Below are 18,844 nucleotides of genomic sequence, written 5' to 3' on the forward strand. Positions count from 1 at the left end.
CGCTGTCGACCGACGTGCGGATTCGCGACCCACGCGGCCAGCACTATGGCCCTGACCAAGCCAGGGCACGTCACAGATCAGGTCGGTGGTGCCGGCGCTCGGAAGTGTCCGAGCCGCCCTCGGCGGACCTGGCGGGGAGCGGGCCCGAGCAAAGGGCACCTGACGTTGCTACGCGTCGTGATCCCGCCGCGACGTCAAGAAACTCGGCCGGGTGATGTTCCGGAAGCCGGCTCCGCGCCTTCCGGATCCCACAGACCTTGCTTCTCCAGCGTGTCGATGAGGCGGTCCGCACCTTCTAGGATGTGGACCGCCATCAAGGATCGTGCTCTTCGGGCGTCGCCCCGCCGAAATGCCTCAACGATCATTGGGTGCTCGGCACGGGCACCCGCGACCTGGCCCTCGATGGTGGCGTAGAATCTGTTGGGCAGGTGCCTGACGACTGCACCCTGAAGCAATGCAAGGCGGTGCGAGTCTGCTGCCAAATTGACCTCGCGGTGGAACTGGTGGCCAATCTTGGCGATGGCTGCCTTGTCGTCGCTCGCGATGGCACGGTCATAGTCCTCCAGATTTTTTTCGAAAACCCTCAATCGTTCCGGTGTCATGTTCATGGCGGCGCGGGCCGCGAGTTCGCTGCCCAGTTCTGCCTGTGCCCAGAACAGATCACGGATGTCCTGTTGGGTGAAGGGTGCTACGACGAAGCCGCGGCGAGGTTCGAGACGGACGAACCCCTCACTCCTCAGCGTAAGCAGTCCCTCACGCACCGGGGTATTGCTTACGCCCAGAGCCTCGGCGATCCGCTCCATGCGTAGGAACTCACCTGGGCGAACGGCCCCGGATATGATCAGCTCCCGGACGTACGTCGCGACCTCTTCTGGCAACTGCATCCGCTTGGATCCGCGGCCGCGAGCAGCCACTACGCCCCCCTCGGCATCGGCAACATCACAACCAGGTCCGTGCCGCCACCCGCTCGAGCGTCTCGACCGCGTCAGCCAGTCCGTTCGGCTCGTACGGCATCTCGAGCACCACTTCGTGGAAGCCGAGCTCGGCGTATCCAGCAAGGTTGTCCTTGTCAATGGGGCCAGACCTCGGGTCCGGACCTGACCCCGGCTTTGCGACGAGCCGCAACTCGCTGAAGTCTCGGCCGACGTCGTCACAGGCTGCTTTAAGATGGCCGCGGTACCGCTCGAGGGCTTCCAGGCTCTGCTTTGCGGGGAGCCAGCCATCGCACGACGACGCGATGAGCCGCATCGCCATCCGGCTGAAACCTCCCCACAGGAACTCGACCGGTGCCGGAGCGGTCGGCCTCATGAGGAAGGGCTTTTCGGCGGGTTCGTCGCCCTCAACGTGCACGGAGTAGCTACGATTGCCTGCGCTGATCAGCTGCTTGATCTCGGCGATGTCGGATCTTGCGCGAGTGCCACGTCGCTCGAAGGGCATGCCGACGGCGTCGTACTCGTCGCGGAGCCAGCCTGTCCCGACGCCGAGCGAGATCGGGCGCTCGGTCAGCCATGACACGCTAGCGATCTGCTTGGCGAGCAGTGCGGGCTTTCGTAGCGTCATGATGATGATGCTCGTCCCGATACGTGCCTCGGGAAGCTGCGCGGCCAGCCACGTCAGCGTGAGAAGCGGATCCAGCCACGGTGTGTCCGCACGGAAGGGACGCTGACCGTCCTCGGTGTGTGGGTAAGCCGAGGCGCTGGTCTCGGGTAGCAGCACGTGGTCGCCGACCCAGAACGAGCTGTACCCCATCTCTAGGGCGGCCCGGCACATCCCTAGCAGCTGAGCGGGCGGAAGCCTGTCGCTGGCGAGCGGGAGTCGGACGCCGACAGGGATGGGTGGACTGCTGACCATGGAAACCTCGGGGGTGTGGCGTGACCGACGCTGCTCAATGCGAGCATCATATATGTTCTATGTTCAGGGTGCCCGAGACGGCCGGACTGGTCCCCAGCCGGTACACACCATAGACGCGTCGTCCCTGCAGCGGGTGGTCGCTGGCTGGGGAAGGCGAGGTTCGGTTCGGGCGCGAAGGAGGCCTTGTCAGAGGGGTAGGGGAGGTGCACGGAGGCCGCTTGCGGGAGGGCTCGCTGTCGCTGTCACGGTTCGGGCGCGTGGACGGCCCGCGCGAGTGTCGCGAGCCTGGTCGCAGACTGGACACCGCTCATCGGCCTGAGCCGTGGGCCTGGTGCCGAGTCGACCGCAGAGTCGACACCGCACCCGGCGTCATGAGGCCGACGCGTCTTCCGCTTTTTCTGTCCAGAGCCCCTGATCTTCGAGCCTCGCGATGAGGTGCTCGCCACCCTCCAGGATGTGCTGCTCCATGAGCAGGCGCGCCTGGCGCGCATCCCGCTTTCGCAGGGCAGTCAGGATCATGGGGTGCTCGAAGTGGGCACCTTTGACCTGGCCCTCGATCGTGGTGTAGAACCTGTTCGGCAGGTGTTTCACGACGGAAGCCAGCAAGAGGGCAAGGCGACGTGAGCCTGCAGCGAGGTTGACTTCGCGGTGGAACAAATGCCCGATTATCGTGATCTGCTCGCTGTCGCTGTTCGCCACTGCCTGGTCGTAGCGCTCAAGATTCGCCGCCAGCCGGTCTAGCTGCTCGTCGGTCCTATTCTCGGCGGCGCGTGCGGCGAGTTCGCCGGCGAGTTGGGCCTGGGCCCAAAAGAGATCGCGGATGTCTCGCTGGGTGAACGGCGCCACGACGAACCCGTGGTGGGGCACCAGACGGACGAACCCCTCGCTTTGCAGGGTTAGGAGCCCTTCACGGACGGGAGTGTTGCTCACGCCTACTGCCTCTGCAATAGGCTCCATCCGAAGATACTCACCGGGACGGACAGTCCCAGAGACGATCAGTTCGCGAACGTAGGATGCGACTTCGTCGGGGAGCTGTGTTCGTTTCGTTCTCCGCTCCGGGGTGATGCCAACCATGGCGCTCGTTGTGCCCTTCTCCCGGTTACTCTAGCGAACGGCAGTATTTTATCCAGGATACGCGATCCCATGGGGATCCGCCGCGGAGTGCCGGGCATCCTCCGGCCGCGTGCGATCTCGTGTCCTGTCTCGGAACGGGCGTGGAGCGTGTCGCCGTGCTCGGTGGGCATGTCAGACCGGGGGCTCCAACGCCTGGACAAGATCCTCGAAGGCGCGGGAAGTGACGTTGTCGTCGGTAGCCTCGAACGTGCTGGGCCTGTCTGGCCGGGTGCTGCTCAAGGCGCCCGGGTCGGGAGCCACCGACCTGGTGGTCTTCTCGGAACTGGCCAGGAGGCAGCTGCTCCAGTCCGGTCGGGTCCGCCGGCAAGTCCAAAGACGGCGGATTGATGTGATGATTGGGCCGTGGACCGCAATCCGCAGTCGTGCCGATCTTCGGTGAGTGGCACCGAGCGGAGGACGCCGACAATGGTGCCCAGTTCACGCAGTTGGGCTGGTGGTGGTGGGCCAGTCCCCGGCGGAGGCGAATTCGGTGGCGAGGCCGGCGAAGGCGTCGTCCACGGTGGCCGCCAGGCTCCTGCCCGTGTCGGTGGTTCGCCACACGCGCACAGCGACGTCGAATGCGCTCACGGCGACCGACGCGACCACCGAGGCCCGCATCCCGGCATCGGCCTCGACGCCGAGCCGGTGCCCCAGCGCCTCGGCCAGCACCGCCCGCCAGTACTGGTACTTGCGCAGTTCCTGGGCGCCCAGCGAGGGAGTCGAGGCCACGAGCTGACCCAACGCGATCGAGCGTTCCCGGTCCTGCGAGAACGCCTCCACGAGCGGGTCCAGCGCCGCCCGCGCGACAACCATCAGGGGTTCACCCTGCGGGCGTGAGAGCGCGGTAGCGTGCAGCGCGTCGGCTCGGGCCTCCAGCTGCGCCAGGATGACGTCGTCTTTCTTGGCGAAGTACCGAAAGAAGGTGCTACGCGAGCCCCCGGCCGCAGCCGCGATTTCGTCCACCGTCGTGGCGTCGAATCCGCGGTCGAGAAACAACTGCAACGCGACCGTCGACAGCTCGTCCCGAACGGTCTGGCGCAGCCGCTCGCGCAGGCCTACCGCCGCCGCGCCAGAAGTATCCGTCGGGTGCGAGCCCGCAGCTGTGCCTCCTGCAGCCGAGCCCGTAGCAGTCATCGGCCACCTTCCTTTCGCGCGTGCCGCCACCAGGGCACAACTTCTTGTACATCCTCCCTGGGCGTGCCCCTCGCGGTCGTCCGCTGGTGCAGCCCAGTGGGAACAAGCGCGGAGGGAAGCGCAGATCACACTGTGTTCGTCAATCATGCCATGCAAGACGGGATACAGTACTGAGACTGAGTCTCAGATAGGTACTCAGTCCGCCTTCGCATCTCGACGGCTTCCGCCCCGGTCCGCGCCTGACGACCCAGGCATTCGGGGCCTAGCTCGCGTCGACGAGCCGGCCGGGTCTGCTTGAGGAGTGCGCTTGACGCGGGCAGCGAAGTCGATGATCGTGCAGCAGGCTTCGGCACCCGCCTACGGTGCGTCGACGGCGGTAGTCTTCGGCGTCCTGGTGCTGGCTGCGCTGGCTTATGCACTGCAGGCGTCGATGGTGTCCCCTGCCCTCCCCCAGATAGGAAGCGAACTCCATCTCAGTCCGGTCGGCCGATCGTGGATCATGACGTCCTTCCTGTTGAGTTCCTCTGTGGCGACGCCTCTGCTCGGCCGCCTGGGTGACGCTTGCGGCCGCAAGCGGATGCTGGTCTGCGCTCTGGCCGCCTTCGCCGTCGGAAGTCTGATCGCCGCACTGGCCACGTCACTGTCCGTCATGATTGTTGGGCGATTGGTGCAGGGTACGGCCGGTGCCATCTTTCCGATTGCCTTCGGCATCATCCGTGAGACCTTCCCGCGAGAGCAGGTCGGCAGCCGGATCGGCGTACTCTCCGCGATGCTCGGCGGGGGCGCCGGCCTCGGCGTCACGCTCGCCGGCCCGATCGTCGACCACCTCGGCTACCAGTGGTTGTTCTGGCTGCCAGCCGGGCTGATCGGAGTTGTCACGATGGCGGCGGTCTTGGCGGTGCCGGATTCCGGCGTGCGAGCCGACCGCCGTGTCTCCTGGTTCGGCGGACTGTTGCTGGCGAGCTGGCTCGTTGCCCTGTTGCTCGGGGCCAGCGAGGGCCCGAGGTGGGGATGGACCTCGCCTCAGGTGATCGCGCTGTTCGTCGTCACCGCCCTGCTCGTGGCGGCTTGGGTAGCGACCGAACGGCGGGCCTCCAATCCAGTGGTCGACATGCGGATGTTGTGCCACCCGACGGTCTTGCGGACGAACGTGATGGCGCTGCTGTTCGGGTTCGCTGTCTACTCCATGGTCGTGATCAACCCGCAGTTCGTGGAGACGCCGCCGTCTGCCGGCTACGGCTTCGGGGCCAGCGTCAGCGAGGCAGGCTCGTACCTGCTGCCGTCGACGCTGTGCGTCCTGGTCGCGAGCGTCGTCGCGGCGGATCTCGCGGGCCGTTTCGGTTGGAAGACCGTCCTGGTCGCGGGGGCGCTGATCGCGGCTCTCGGCCCGGTCGTCCTGCTCGTCAACCATGACCACAGTTTGTTGGTTTATGTGGCGACTGCTTTGTTCGGGACTGGGGTCGGGCTCGGGTTCTCGTCGATGTCGCAACTCGTCGTGGAGGCGGTGCCGGCCGAACAGACCGGCGTCGCGTCGGGGATGAACAACAACATCCGGACGATCGGTGGTTCGATCGGGACGACAGTCACTGCTGGCATCGTCGCGGGAGGCGCTACGTCGAGCGGCGTCCCGACCGAAGGCGGCTACGTTAACGCCTGGACGGTCATGGCGATTGGGTTCGTCGTCGCCGCGATAGTGGCGGGCCTGGCTCCGCGTAGACCCGCGCGGGCGTTGCGGATCGGAGCGCCTGGTACTTCGGTGCCTCCTGCGGTCGCCAGATCTGTGGCGGCCGGCGGCGGCGCTCGGTCGTAAGCGAGGAGGTGGCCAGCGTCCAGGTCCTCGATCGCTCGCCTGTTCGATCGTTCTGTCGCTGCTCCTAGGGAGGCCGCGTCCGGGGCCCGGCCGGCAGACCCCTGGGGACGAGGCCGATCAGCCGGCGATCGCAGGGTGGCAGGCTCGAGATTGACATGCGGCTACTCCGGGCCTGTGGAATCATTATTTGTGCGGGAGGTGCCGATGGCGCGGTCAGGTGCATGTGGTTCGCATAATTACGAGGTGTGGGTTTATGGTAGAGATTGTCATACCCGGCGTAGTCGTCAAGGAAGAGGTGGGGCGGGGTTCTTATTCCATTGTGTATCGGGCGGAACGGGCTGGTCGGAACTATGCGGTGAAGGTTCCGGTTCGGGCGGTCGCCTACGATGAGAGCACGGATCGTGCTTTTGCTCGCGAAGCGACGATTCTGGCCTGCATGAATCATCCGAACATAGCCCCAGTTCGAGCTGCGGGGCGGACGGCGGACTATCCGTATCTCATCCTGGATTTCATCGAGGGTGAGTCGTTGGAGTCGCGGATCCGGGCGGGGCCGCTGGATGTCGCCGAGACCGTGCGGATCGCGCTGAACGTGGCCTCGGCGCTGTCCGAGGCGCACCGGCGGGGCCTGGTTCATCAAGACGTCAAACCGCCGAACATCCTGATCGGTTCACATGGCGATGCGACGTTGCTGGATTTCGGCCTGATGGCCCGGGCCGGGGGCCTCTACGGTGACACCGCCGTCGGCACGGTACTCTACAGCGCCCCGGAGCAGACGGGGATGCTGCACCGACAGGTCGACGCGCGCGCTGACCTGTACGCTCTGGGCGCGGTTTTATATCACTGCCTGGCTGGTTCGCCACCATTCCAGGCATCCGACACCGCCGAGCTGATGCGCATGCACGCGGTCGTGGCGCCCTGTCCCTTGGCCCAGGTGCGCGCCGACATTCCGGAGACGCTCACCACTGTGGTGGCCAGGCTGCTGGCCAAGGACCCGGACGATCGGTACCCGTCTGCACGGGACGTCGTCGTCGCCCTCGCCCCGCTCGCGCCACACTGGCCCGAAATGCCGATGCCACCCGCTGGAGCGGGTGGAGCGTGGGCCACCGGCTGCTTGGTCGGACGTCGACGCGAGCGTGCACTGCTCCGGCGAGCCTGGGCGGAATGTCTCGCGGGGGGATCTGGCGTCGTGACGGTCGCTGGACAAGCCGGCGCTGGAAAGACGCTCCTTATCCAGGAACTGCTCTCGTCGTCGGGCCTGGTGGCCGGACGCCAGGTGCTGCGTGGTCGGTGCGCCGTGCACACCTCCGTTCCGTTCACGCTGTTGCGCGATCTGATCGACAGCTACTTTCATGACCTTCAGTCGGTGCCGGAGCCCGGTCGGCGGCAGTTGTCCGACAGGATCGTGGCGGCGGCCGGAGCCGATGCCGGACATCTCGCCCGCCTGCATCCCATGCTCGCCCGCGCGCTCGGAGTGCACACGTCGAGCGTGGAGACGGCGGTGGGCGAGTCGGCCGCCGATGAGATGCAATTCCGTTCGGCCGTGGTCGGTTTTCTCAGCCGGCTGACAGAGCTGTCCAAAGGAATGATCATCTGGATTGACGACGCCCACTGGCTGGGACCGGCGGACCAACAGGTGCTGGAGGATCTCACCGCGTCCATCAACACGCCAGGGCTAATGATCATCAATTCGACCCGGGATGCCTCGTTGCGCGTCGCGGCCGGGCTCGCGACGAGTTGGGAAGTCACCCTTGGGCCGTTGGATACCAACGAGGTCACCCAGATAATCGGCTACTACCTCGGTGAGATCGCCGACGAGGCATTTGCGGACGAGGTCGCCGTCCGATCATCCGGAAATCCGCTGGCCGTGGTCGAGTACATGCGGGCGGTGATCGACGCGGGTCTGATCCGTCCTGACTGGGGGCGGTTCGTACTGGACCGGGCCAGCCTCGACTCCCTGCCGTTGCCGGTCGCGGTGCTCAATCTGATCCGTCATCGGTTGGACGGGCTCAGCCCAGTCGCGGCGTCGGTTCTTGGTGCGGCCGCGGTGATCGGCCGGCGTTTCCATCCCGCGCTGCTGGCGGATGCGAGCGCCAGCAGCACCGCCGTGGTGGCCAGGGCGACCGCCGAGGCCGAAGCCCATCAGCTGGTCATATCGAGCGGCGGCGGGACGTGGTCGTTCGTGCACGACTGTGTGCACGAGGCCTTGCTGTCGACCATGAACGAGCAGGCACGGACAACGGTCCACCGGCGCATCGTCGATGTCCTCGAGGCCCCAGGGACAGATGTCCTCGGCGGAGTGGAGGCAGTGGAGTCATCCCGCCGTCCCTACGAACTCGCCCGGCACGCGGTCGCCGGGGAGGTGGCCCCGGAGCGTCGTTTCCGGCTGGCGGCCGCCGCCGCAGCGGCAGCGCTCGTCGCGCCGGCGCCCCACGAGGCAGTGGCTTTCTACCGCGCCGCGTCGACAGCGGCGGCTGAGGCCGGCATCGAGCCGGACGCCGACTATGAGGAGGGTTTCGCGCTCGCCTGCACCCGCACGGTCCAATCCCTGGACGCTCGGAGACACTTCCTCCGCGCGCTTTGTGAGCAGAGTGATCCACGGCGGCGGGCGTGGATTTTCGAGGAGCTCGCCTGGGTCGAGTATGGCGAGTTCCACGTCGCCGCCGCGCGGGAGTACGTCCACCGGGGTCTGGCGGAGATCGGCCGGGGACTACCGGCCAACCCCGGGGCGATGGCGGCGGTCAGTGTGGGCCGGTGGGTGGTCGGCATGGCCTGCCGGTGGCGGTCGACCGGCTTCGGCCGGGCGGCCGGTGACACGAAGAAGCTTCATGAGATCCGCTGCCGTCTCTACGAGGTCGGTGCCCTGAGCGAATGGTACTGCGGGCGGATGGGGCCGGCGTTGGCCTTTCTGATGTCGGCTGTCGCACCCAGTAACCGACTTGGCTCGGGAGCGGAGTACCTGCGCGGTCACCTCTGCGCGCACCACATGGCGGCGGAATTCGGCCGAAGGCGAACCGTGCAGCGTGACATCGGCTGGCTGCACCGGCTCGGGGAAGAGAGCAACGATCCAGCGCTGCAGACAAAGATGTTCTTCTACACGGCCTCGACGCTGGTGTTCATCGGCCGCAATGTCGAGGGGGAGCGGGCGTTCGCGAGAGCGTTTCGCCGGGGAGCTCGGTTCATCGAGACCGCGCACTTCCTGAACTGCTACTCAACCTATGTGCGGAGTCTTGTCGTCCGTGGATGTTTCCAGGAGGCGTGGGATGTCTTCGAGGCCCAGGCGGGGGCAGCCGGAGGTGACCGCCTCCAGGCCGATTTCGCGATTATGCGGGCGCGGATCGCTAGGATACTCGGCTTCCCACCGGTTAAGCACGCCGGCCTGGCCGCCCTCGACGCCTACCCGGAGTCCGAACGGTTTCGTCGCTACATGATCTGTCATGACGTCGCCGAGCTTGAGGTGGAAGACGGCGAGTTCGGTCCGGCCTTCGACGCTGTGATCTCCGCCGGAGACGCTGTCGGTCTTCGTCCTTCTCAGGTACCGAAGTTCTTCCGGTCTTTTTGGATCGCGAAGGCGCGTGGCCGTCTCGAACAGGCGCGGGCCGCGCCGCCAGGACCGGAGCGGGCACGGCGCCACCGCGCCGCCCGGCAGGCCCTGCGTGCGGCGCGCTGGGCGGCGGCCTATCCGCCGTGTGCGGCCGACCTGCGGGTCCTACGTGCTGTCGACCGCCAACTCATCGGCGACCACGACGCCGCGCTGGATCTGCTGGACGCCGCGGAGCGGAGAGCGCGCGATCTCGACCTGCCTCGCGTCCGTTTCGACGCGCTCCTCGAGCGGGCCCGATGTCTGAGTGCGCAGGGCGAGACCGAGCGCGCGGAGACCGAAGCGGACCTCGCCGCCCAGTTCGCCCGGCAGCACGGCTGGGTCGGCCGGGAACGCAGGGTGCTACACGAGTTCAAAGGCCTCGAGCGTCGAGCGTCTCCTAAGGAACCGGCCGAAGCGTTGCCAACATCCAGCCGGGATCGACGTCGCCTCGACGCGGTCCTACGGGTCAGTGCCGCGGCTGGCCGGCAGACAGCTCCGGAAGCCGTGGCCACCGTCGCCCTCGACGAGATCATCAGCATTCTGGGTGCGGACCGGGCCCTGCTGCTGTTCCCCGCCCTGCCCGAAGGCACGCCCGCCTCCGGTCACCTTCCCGACTCGTCCGGAAGCGAGCCCGATCCCGGCCCGCTGCAGCTCTATGCGAGCCGCACAAGGAATCGCGGCAACGAACAGCACGAATCGGAGCCGCTCGATTGTGAGCTCACGCAGTTCGCCACGACGGTCGTCGAACACGTCCACGCCGAACAGCGACCGCTGGTGGTGACAGGTACGGATGAGGGGGCCGCCCTCGGCTCGCACAGCGCCGTCCAGTACGGCCTGCGCAGCATCCTCGCCGCACCGGTCCCGTTCGACGGGCATCGCAGCGGCGTCATATACGTCGACAGCCGCGTCGCCCGAGGCCTGTTCACCGAGGAGGACGCGCAAATTCTGATCACATTGGCAAAACAGGTCGGACAAGTTCTGCGAACCGCCGAAACCTCCCGGCTACAGGCCGTCATCGCGGCGGAACGACACCAACGCGAGTTCGCCGAGACCCTACGAGCGGTCACGGTCCAGGCGACGTCGACACTGGACACCCGGGACATCCCCGGCCGCGTGCTCACCGCCGCTCGGAGGATCCTTCCCTTCGACGCCGCATGGGTGCTGACCCGCGCCTCTGGCACCATCCGCGTCGACTCCACCCACGGTGACGTCGACGACGTCGCCGACGCCGACGCCGAACCCGCCATCCCCGAGGGCTCGCCACTGTGGGGAGCCCTCCTCAGCGGACAGATCCTCGCCGCCGACGACAACGCCACTGAACTGCCCGGCCAGCGTTACCCCGCGGAGAGTTGGCTGGTCGCGCCTTTACCGCTCCACCGCAACACCGAGATCATCATCGTCCTGGCCTCCCGCGCACCGGGCTGCTACGGCGACACACGCATCCAGACCGCTCGCACCGTCATCGACCAGTCAATGATTGCCTACCGAAACGCACAACTGATCGAGGAACTGCGCCACCACGCCGCCACCGACCCGCTTACCGGTCTCGCGAACCGGCGGCAATTTTTTGAACAGGCCGAACGAGCCCTTGCTCGCCGTACCGCCGCCGGCCTGCCGACGAACGCGGCAATGATCGACATCGACCACTTTAAGCGGGTCAACGACACCTACGGGCACTCCATCGGCGACGAGGTCCTCACCAAGGTCACCCAGCGCATCCGAACCTCCCTGCGCGCCGACGACATCATCGGCCGGGTCGGCGGCGAGGAGTTCGCAGCCCTGCTGCCCGGATCCCTGCCCGTTGCTGAGATGATCACTGCACGACTACGGTACACGGTTTCCAACAGCCCGATCGACACCGTGGCAGGGCCACTCACCGTGCGCCTGAGTATCGGCCTGACCCCGCTGTCCCCCCACGACAACGGCCTGGCCGACCTTCTTGACCGCGCCGACCGCGCGCTCTACACAGCCAAACGCGCCGGCCGCGACCGCGTCGTCATCGAGACCCGACCGTAGGGGAGTGTCCGACGTTCGGTCGAGAGTGTCCGACGCGCGGTTCTGTCGCACTGTCGCGCTGTCGATGGTGACTGTGCGCCGAAATGAATCGAATGTCTCCTGACCCCTTACCCGTTCGCCGTGACCACCAGTCGCTGCAAGTCGAAGGCAGGGACGGCATGGGCCCGGCGAAGAGACGGCCCGCCGCCGGAATTCGCCGTCTACAGCTCTGGTCGGCCGCCGCTCGATCTCACCACCACCGGACAGGCGCGAGAGTGCCCGAGTCGGCCGGCGGAGTCATGCGGGCGGCGGGCCGAGTCGCCGGGCGCCTCGCCCAGCCGGCCGGCGTCGATCTTCTTGAACACCAGGCGGAACATCGACTTGCCCAGCGCCCGTCTGACGGTTCCCAGCACAGCCTGAGCGGCCTTGTCACAGTCCGCGGCACACTCGCCGGTCGCCGTTGGACAAGCAGGCGTCCGCCAGCACCGCACACGTCGCCAGCGTGAGTAGCACGCCCAGCCGACGGCGTACCCGGATCGGAAACCGGGCGAACAACCCCAGCAGCGCTGCCGGACGCCGGCCATGTCCAGGATGGTCAGCGTCCGGGGGTCATGTCTCCGAAAGCTCCCTGAAACTGACGGCGTCTCTCCGTGACCCTCTGTTGAACCCCGAGGTCGTCAGCGAGTGGGGCGCTACCTTCTCGCCCTCATTGCGGTGGAAAGTGCGACCGCACCGACGAGCACGACCCCATTGACGACGGGGATCCACGTAGGGTCGACGCCCCCGAGGACGAACGCTTGGCCCACCCAGACCACGAAGATTCCTCCGATGATCGTGCCTGGAACCGTGAAGCGCCCCTCGGAGAGCACGACCGTCGAGAGGAACGCAGCAGCGAACGCCGGAAGCAGGAAGCTCGCGGCCACGTCAGGGGCGGCCGAGCCCTGGCCGGCTGCCAGGACGACCCCTGAGACCGACGCGATGAATCCGCCCAGCACGAAACTCTTCATGACCTGGCGCCGCACCTTCACACCCGCCAGAAGGGCCGCCGATCGGTTGGAACCGATGGCCTGAAGGTGCCGTCCGAAGGTCGTGTGCTGAAGCAGGACCGACAGCACCAACGCCATGACGAGCAAGAAGAAGATGATCCACGACACTGCCGAGAGCCACTGATGGGCCTGAAAGCCAAACACAAGCACTACTGCAATGACCGCCAGCGCGACGGTCTTCACGGCGATCCATCGGTTTTGAGGCCATGAAGGTGGGCGCACCGAGTCGAGCCTCAAGAAGAGCGTAACGCCTGCGAGTAAGATACATACGGCCATCAGCCAGCTGGGTGCCTTAGAACTGAAGGCTGCGAGGTTCACGAACCAGTGCGGAAGCTGAGGCCCGCCGGGAAGCGGGCCGACGTATGTGCCGCCAGAGTACACAGCCGACGCGCCGGTGCAGATGCCGCCCGTACCGAGGGTCGCGATGAAGGCGTTGACCTTGAACCGCTCGATCAGGAAGCCGTTGACCAGACCTACGGCCATACCGAGTCCCAGCGCCACCAGTAAGACGACCGGGAACGGCCATCCCTCGCGAACGGTCAGACCGATGGTCAGGAAGCACGAGAGCGTCGCGACGCCGGCGACCGAGAGGTCGAACATCCCTGGCACGAGCGTGACGAGCACCGCAACGCCTAGCAGCATGATGGGCACGTTCTGGTGAACGTCCAGCATCCGCCCATCGACATTGAGGAAGACTTTGCCGAGCCAAAGCCCGAAGGCGACGAAGAGGCCAAGGAAGACAACGACGGTAATCGAGCTGTCGATGAGCTTCCGTCGAACGAGACTGGACTGCTGGCTCGCGACCTCCGCCGTCTCCTCGCTGGCCGGAGGCTTCGTGGCGGTAGCGGTGTTCACCATCAGACCATCAGCTCCAATTCAGATGCTGTGAGTTCAGAGACGTGCCGAAGTGGTTGCAGCCGTCCGTCCTCAACCAGCGCGACTCGGTCGCACACGGAGAAGAGATCCTCTGCGTCCGAGCTCGCCACGAGGACGGCCGCGCCCTTCGCCGTGAGCTCCCGGATCAAGCGGTAGATCTCGGAGCGGGTCTGGACGTCGACCCCGCGAGTCGGCTCGCACAGGACGAAGACGTCGGGCTGGCGGAGCAGTGCGCGGCCGAATATAACCTTCTGCTTGTTACCGCCGGAAAGGACGTCGAACGGTGTGTCGATGGAGCGGGGCTTGACCGACAGCTCGCCTGCGATGTCCGCACATTCGCTCCTCTCGCGACGTGGGTCGATGAGGCGCCCGATCCGGCGCCACCGGGGTAAAGCCGACACCGACATGTTCTCCCGAACGGTCAGGGTGCTGAAGCCACCCTGGCTCTCGCGGTGGGGAGGCACCAGCGCCCGCTTGAGACCAGGTCGGAGAGGTATGACCTCCCCGCTGTCCGGCGCAAGGTTGCCGTTCACGGCGAAGGCGATGTCGTGCAGACCTGAGCCCGGCAGACCGCTGAGACCCACCACCTCTTCGGCGTTGAGCCTCAGGTTGACCGGGCCGAGTTTGCCGAGCCACACGTCACGCAGTTCGATGATGCCTTCGCCCGCCGAGCGACCGGCCGCCAGCGAGTCGGCGCCTGGGCCAGCCGCCTCGTGTTGCATCAGCATCCGCACAAGTGATGCGCGGTCGAGGCCTCGGGTAGGAGTGTCGTGCACGAGCTCGCCGTCGATCAGCACCAGGACGCGGTTCGACGCGTCCAAGATCTCGGACAGTTTGTGCGTCACCATGATCACCGTCGCGCCGCTCTCGGCTGCGGCCGAAAGCGACCGGATCACGCGGTTCGCCTCGGCGGGGGGAAGCGTCGATGTAGTCTCGTCGATCACCAGGATCTTGGCACCCCGGTCGAACACTCTCGCGACCGCCACGAGGGTCTTCTCGCCCGGGGTCAGGTCTCCGACTAGCATGTCGACGGGCAGCTTCAGTCCGACACGATTAAGTGCTCGCCGGGCCTCCTCGCGCTCGGCCCGCTTGTTGAGAATTGGACCGAAAAGCCGCTTCGGCGGCGTCCCGAGGCTCAGGTTCTCGACGATCGAGAGCCAGTCGACCAGTCCGAGGTCTTGGTGGATGAAACCTACGTCCGGGCTGTCTGCCAGGGAACGGACGGCTGACCCTCCTAGCCGGATCGTACCGCTAGAGGCCTCGTACACGCCGGCGAGAATCTTGATAAGCGTCGACTTCCCAGCCCCGTTCGGACCCATCAACCCGACGAACTCACCCTTTCCAACGGTCAGGTCGATTCCCTTCAGAACCTGGTTAGGTCCGAAGGATTTCCGCATTTGGGAGATTTCGAGACTGTGTGAGCCGTCGTCATTCATGCCGCTTCCTTACTTCGTGCGCTTCGGAGTGACGGGAGTGGGTGCGCACCGAGGTCTCGGCGCACACCCACTCCAACCGGCTTGCTTAGGGCTTGCCCCAGAGCTTCAGGAAATTACCCTGCCAGGCGCCCGCGGGAGCGGGGTAGGACGATCCTGCCGGGTTGCCGTCAAGGTACTTTTGAGCGGTTGACCGGACGATCAGTGTGCTCGGAAGCTTGTCGGCGTTGGACCACAGTTTCTCACCCGCCTTGGTACGAGCCAGGAGGTCGGCCGCCGCCCACTCGGCGTATGTGTAGGGCTCGCCGATGGTGAACTCCAGAGGCGGGTTCTGTGAGACGATCGCTGCGAGCGCCTCAGGGCTTCCGTCATATCCGCTGACGGTGACGTCCGTCCGGCCGATCTGGCGGACCGTATTGGCAGCCGGAACGGCAAGCCCGTCGTACGTCGCCTGGAAGTTGGTGATCGTGCCCTTCGGACGCGACGCAAGAAGGGAGGTGAACTGAGGGGGCCCCGGCTTCGAGACATCGATGGAAGGGAACTTCATCGCCGCGAACGCGCAGCCCGGGCAGTTCTCCTTAAAGATCTTCGTCATACCTATGCTGCGGTTGACCGACGACGAGAATGCCGGGTCGAAATATGTCACGGCCTTCGCGTCCTTGCCTCGGTCCGCGAGGATCTTCCAGGCCGCGATCTCGCCTTGCTGCTCAAAGTCGACGGTGACGTCTGTGACGCCCTTGCCTTCGTAATCCGGACCAGAAACGCACATCGTGCACATGATGGGCATACCCGCGGCGATGGCTCGGTCGATCGAGGCCCTGATTCCGTTTACATCGACCGAGACGAGGATGATGCCGTCGAGTTTATCTTGCACGGCACGATCGACGAAGCCGGCCTGAACCTGCGGCGAGAACTGGCCGTCAAATGCTGGTGGGCTTTCCCATCCCATCTTGTGGACTGCATCGACCGCGAACCTGGCCTGCTCCGCGCAAACCGGCGCTCCGAAACCACAGGCCATCACAGCGGTCCTGCCGGTGCCCGGGTCGAACGGCGTCGTCGGACCGGGGTAGCTCTCGGGCACCGCTATGTAGCCATCGACCTTGGCCTTCGCCGTTTCCTGCAGGTTCGCGGCAGCGGTGCCGCCAGAGCCCGGCGTCCCCTCCGAGCCTCCGCTGGCCCCCCCGCAGCCGGCGAGGGCCACGACTAACCCGGCCGTGACCGCGGCAAGCCATCTGAACTTCATACGACGGGTCTCCTAGCTATATAGGTCCCTAGGGACGTCTCACCAGCCGGATCCGTGACGATAAGCCCAGTTCGGCCGCCGCGACTGTCCTACAACGCGACACTCCCGCCGACGCATGGGAGTGCTCGATGCCCGGCGTAACTGAATCGTGGCTATAGGTGATCGGCTAGTTGGTGGTGGTCGCGGCCAGGCGGCCTTCAAGGTGATCGCCATGGTTCAACACGGACTTCCAACGGGCCGCCCGCTAGTCCCTGTCCTTTCGAGTGGTGTGACGGTGACGGCGTATCGGAGTTTTCCAGGGTCCTTCTTCGAGGCAGGGCCGACGGTCCTCACGGGACGGAGCGCTCGATTCGGTAAAGATCGACCCGATCGCCGCCAGGTACGACATCCGTAACGAGGAGCGGCCCTCGTGCGTGACCCCTGGATCCAGGGCGCTGGCAAAGTTGCTCGTTAGCGATTCAGATTCTTGATCGTTTGTGGGGCCGTTCGGGTGGCGAGCGCGGTGGCGTAGGGCCTGGGCGATGTTGGTAGTGCCGGCCTGGCGCAGGATCGTGATCGCGAGGTTGCGGAGGCTGGCCATGACCCTTGGGACGTGGCCGGTGCGGGCCTGGTGGCGGTCCTCGTCGTAAATAACGTCGCGGACCCAGTGGAGCTGGTTCTGACCGTCCAGTGGCCACGGGCGATCTCAGCGAGCAGGGCGGGGTTGGCCTGGTGGGTCGGCAGGCTGGTGTCCGTGTGGATGGTCTCGGTCTTGGCCGGGCCGCCGGCGATCGGCTGGCGGTGGCGGGTGATCTGGATGGCCTGGACAGCATGGCGAAGCCGATCCCGGCGCGGATCTCGGTGGCCTTCACGGTCCGGCGCTCGACGCGGCCTTGGCCGCGGCTGGTCGTGCGGGCTGCGGTGCGGACCTGGGACCAGGGCAGGGCGGTGAGCTGGGCGACCAGCGTCGGCTGGTTTCCCTAGACCCCGCGGCGATGCCGGGCCTCCGGAAGACACGGCAGCAGCCAGCTGACTGAGGTGCCCCGGAGTTTCCGGACAGGGGATCCACTAGGATTCTTACTGGAAGGGAACGGGATCGAGTGTCGGGAAAGTCGAAGAATTTTACCCCGGAGTTCAAGGAACAGGCCGTCAAGATGGTGGTCGACTCCTCGCCTCCACGGCCGATCGCTCAGGTAGCCAGGGAACTCGGGATCAACGAGACCACGCTCGGATTCTGGGCGAAGGCGTACCGAGCGAAGCGCGCAACCGACCCCCCGCCCTCGGGAATCCCCGAAAGTGATCGGGTACGAGATCTGGAGCGCCGCGTCCGCGAACTGGAGACCGAGAACACCTTCCTGAAAAAGCGGCGGCGTACTTCGCAAGGGAGCATCGGTGACGGAAAGATGTGAGTTCATCGATGCCGAGTACGCCGACATTCTCACGGAGCGCTACGCTCCCACGATCATTCAGATGTGCGAGTGGCTGGACGTCTCGAAATCCGGGTACTACGAGTGGAAGTCACGGCCGGAAAGCGCGGTGGGAGGACAACCGGGTTGAATCCGACCACAGCCGACTGAAAGCCAGACTGCGGCCGACGCGTGGTCCCAAACGCCGCCGCTCCGCCCAGACCCTCGGCGCCGGGCGCGATTTCGTACGGAACATCCGCCGCTGTCATTACGAACTCGGCATCTGATGTCGAGGCGTTGCTGTGGACCCCGTCGATGCGGACGGTCGAGGTGATGCGCGAACGGCGCTACCTCGCGAGGCTGTAGTGCGTTACCCCCGGGCTCACTTCTGGTTCGGTGCTCGCAGGGCGTCGGCTGGGTTGTGGGTGGCGGCCCAGCTGGCGAGGAACTTGAGGGCGTCGTCGTTGGGTGAGCCCGCTTCGGCGCTGAAGGCGATTAGGGCCAGGCCGGGGTCGGCGGGTAGTTCCAGGACCTCGTAGGACAGGTGCAGGTCGCCGACGAGGGGGTGGTGGAAGTGCTTGAGTCCTGTGCGGTGCAGGCGGACGTCGTGGGCGGCCCAGCGGACGCGGAAGGCGTCGCTGCGGGTGCACAGTTCGCCGACGAGGTCGGACAGTGCCTTGTCGTAGGGGTCGCGGCCGGCTTCGAGGCGCAGCATGGCCACGCTGTCATCGGCGGCGCGTTCCCAGTCGATCCAGAAGTCACGCGCGCGGGGGTTGAGGAAGGTGAACCGGGCGTGGTTGACCGGTCGGGCCGGGTCGGCAAACACGGGCGCGAACAGTGCCTCCGCCAGGGGGTTGGCGGCGAGGACGTCGAGGCGCCCGTTGTTGACGAGGGCCGGTAGCTCGGTCATCCCGTCGAGGATGCGGGCGACGGTGGGCCGGATCTGGTGGGCCGTGGGCTTGCGCCGGGTGCGTGTGGCCGGGCCGGCGGCCCGGGCGAGGTCGACCAGGTGCGCCCGTTCGGCCTCGTCCAGTTGCAGCGCGCGGGCCAGGGCAACCAGCACGCTCTCGGAGACGCCGCCGAGGTTGCCCCGCTCGAGTCGGGCGTAGTACTCGACGCTGACTCCGGCCAGGTCGGCCACCTCGCTGCGGCGCAGTCCCGGTACGCGCCTGCTGCGGCCGTGGGTCGGCAGGCCAGCCTGCCCAGGGGTGATCCTGGCCCGGCGGGAGCTGAGGAAGGCCTTGACCTCGTCGCGGTTGTCCACAGCCCCCAGGCTAGGTCGGGCCCGCTGGAGGAGGGATGCCCTGTCAGTACACCTCCCAGCAGTGGCTTCTTCGCGTTGCCGGCACCCGGTTGCATGGTGTCCACCGCCGCGGGC

At 66.3% G+C, this 18,844-nt stretch carries 14 protein-coding genes and 1 pseudogene; 6 read left to right on the forward strand and 9 right to left on the reverse strand.

What is annotated here, in order from left to right; translation table 11 throughout:
• Positions 1 to 194 precede the first annotated feature (194 nt).
• From QOZ89_RS35910 to QOZ89_RS35925, 4 genes are all read right to left on the reverse strand, one after another.
• Positions 195 to 884, reverse strand: a complete 690-nt coding sequence (locus QOZ89_RS35910; protein ID WP_312628325.1) for a GntR family transcriptional regulator — start codon at positions 882 to 884, stop codon at positions 195 to 197.
• Positions 885 to 939: 55 nt separating this feature from the next.
• Positions 940 to 1,851 carry an LLM class flavin-dependent oxidoreductase gene (locus QOZ89_RS35915; protein ID WP_071051828.1) on the reverse strand — a complete coding sequence of 304 codons (912 nt, stop codon included), beginning with the start codon at positions 1,849 to 1,851 and terminating at the stop codon, positions 940 to 942.
• A gap of 369 nt (positions 1,852 to 2,220) precedes the next feature.
• On the reverse strand, positions 2,221 to 2,925 hold the full coding sequence (locus QOZ89_RS35920; protein WP_083419437.1) for a GntR family transcriptional regulator: 705 nt from the start codon (positions 2,923 to 2,925) through the stop codon (positions 2,221 to 2,223).
• Between the two features lie 477 nt (positions 2,926 to 3,402).
• Positions 3,403 to 4,098, reverse strand: a complete 696-nt coding sequence (locus tag QOZ89_RS35925; protein WP_312628326.1) for a TetR family transcriptional regulator — start codon at positions 4,096 to 4,098, stop codon at positions 3,403 to 3,405.
• 307 nt (positions 4,099 to 4,405) lie between these two features.
• Between QOZ89_RS35925 and QOZ89_RS35930 the strand changes: the two genes are divergently transcribed.
• Together QOZ89_RS35930 and QOZ89_RS35935 are read left to right on the forward strand one after the other, a co-directional pair.
• The gene (locus QOZ89_RS35930; protein ID WP_312628328.1) at positions 4,406 to 5,908 is read left to right on the forward strand and encodes an MFS transporter; all 1,503 of its coding nucleotides are present in this window, start codon (positions 4,406 to 4,408) and stop codon (positions 5,906 to 5,908) included.
• Between the two features lie 253 nt (positions 5,909 to 6,161).
• The gene (locus QOZ89_RS35935) at positions 6,162 to 11,504 is read left to right on the forward strand and encodes a diguanylate cyclase (protein WP_312628330.1); all 5,343 of its coding nucleotides are present in this window, start codon (positions 6,162 to 6,164) and stop codon (positions 11,502 to 11,504) included.
• A 200-nt stretch (positions 11,505 to 11,704) separates the two neighbouring features.
• On the opposite strand, the gene QOZ89_RS35940 is transcribed toward QOZ89_RS35935, so the two are convergent.
• The 4 genes from QOZ89_RS35940 to QOZ89_RS35955 form a co-directional block, all read right to left on the reverse strand.
• Positions 11,705 to 11,896 carry a hypothetical protein gene (locus QOZ89_RS35940; RefSeq protein ID WP_071051831.1) on the reverse strand — a complete coding sequence of 64 codons (192 nt, stop codon included), beginning with the start codon at positions 11,894 to 11,896 and terminating at the stop codon, positions 11,705 to 11,707.
• Between the two features lie 279 nt (positions 11,897 to 12,175).
• Complete coding sequence (locus tag QOZ89_RS35945) at positions 12,176 to 13,387, reverse strand: ABC transporter permease (protein WP_071051832.1); 1,212 nt, start codon at positions 13,385 to 13,387, stop codon at positions 12,176 to 12,178.
• Positions 13,387 to 14,841 carry an ATP-binding cassette domain-containing protein gene (locus QOZ89_RS35950; RefSeq protein ID WP_083419439.1) on the reverse strand — a complete coding sequence of 485 codons (1,455 nt, stop codon included), beginning with the start codon at positions 14,839 to 14,841 and terminating at the stop codon, positions 13,387 to 13,389. Before QOZ89_RS35950 ends, QOZ89_RS35945 begins: the two co-directional genes overlap by 1 nt.
• An 85-nt stretch (positions 14,842 to 14,926) precedes the next feature.
• Complete coding sequence (locus tag QOZ89_RS35955) at positions 14,927 to 16,081, reverse strand: sugar ABC transporter substrate-binding protein (protein WP_071051834.1); 1,155 nt, start codon at positions 16,079 to 16,081, stop codon at positions 14,927 to 14,929.
• A gap of 735 nt (positions 16,082 to 16,816) precedes the next feature.
• Between QOZ89_RS35955 and QOZ89_RS35960 the strand changes: the two genes are divergently transcribed.
• The 4 genes and pseudogenes from QOZ89_RS35960 to QOZ89_RS35975 all read left to right on the forward strand — a co-directional run.
• Positions 16,817 to 17,044 (forward strand): hypothetical protein, encoded by a 228-nt coding sequence (locus QOZ89_RS35960; protein ID WP_131804126.1) that lies wholly within the window; start codon positions 16,817 to 16,819, stop codon positions 17,042 to 17,044.
• A gap of 116 nt (positions 17,045 to 17,160) precedes the next feature.
• Complete coding sequence (locus QOZ89_RS35965; RefSeq protein WP_071051836.1) at positions 17,161 to 17,469, forward strand: transposase; 309 nt, start codon at positions 17,161 to 17,163, stop codon at positions 17,467 to 17,469.
• Positions 17,453 to 17,617: a hypothetical protein gene (locus QOZ89_RS35970; protein WP_198543470.1), complete on the forward strand. Its 165-nt coding sequence runs from the start codon at positions 17,453 to 17,455 to the stop codon at positions 17,615 to 17,617. Before QOZ89_RS35965 ends, QOZ89_RS35970 begins: the two co-directional genes overlap by 17 nt.
• Positions 17,601 to 17,753: pseudogene (locus QOZ89_RS35975) on the forward strand (DDE-type integrase/transposase/recombinase); the annotation flags it as partial. The gene QOZ89_RS35970 and the pseudogene QOZ89_RS35975, both read left to right, overlap by 17 nt.
• Positions 17,754 to 17,848: 95 nt before the next feature.
• Here the strand turns inward: QOZ89_RS35975 and QOZ89_RS35980 are convergent.
• The gene (locus QOZ89_RS35980) at positions 17,849 to 18,730 is read right to left on the reverse strand and encodes a helix-turn-helix transcriptional regulator (RefSeq protein WP_312628337.1); all 882 of its coding nucleotides are present in this window, start codon (positions 18,728 to 18,730) and stop codon (positions 17,849 to 17,851) included.
• Positions 18,731 to 18,844: the final 114 nt, after the last annotated feature.

Origin of the sequence: Pseudofrankia coriaricola, assembly GCF_032027725.1 — a bacterium.
Lineage (GTDB): Bacteria > Actinomycetota > Actinomycetes > Frankiales > Frankiaceae > Pseudofrankia.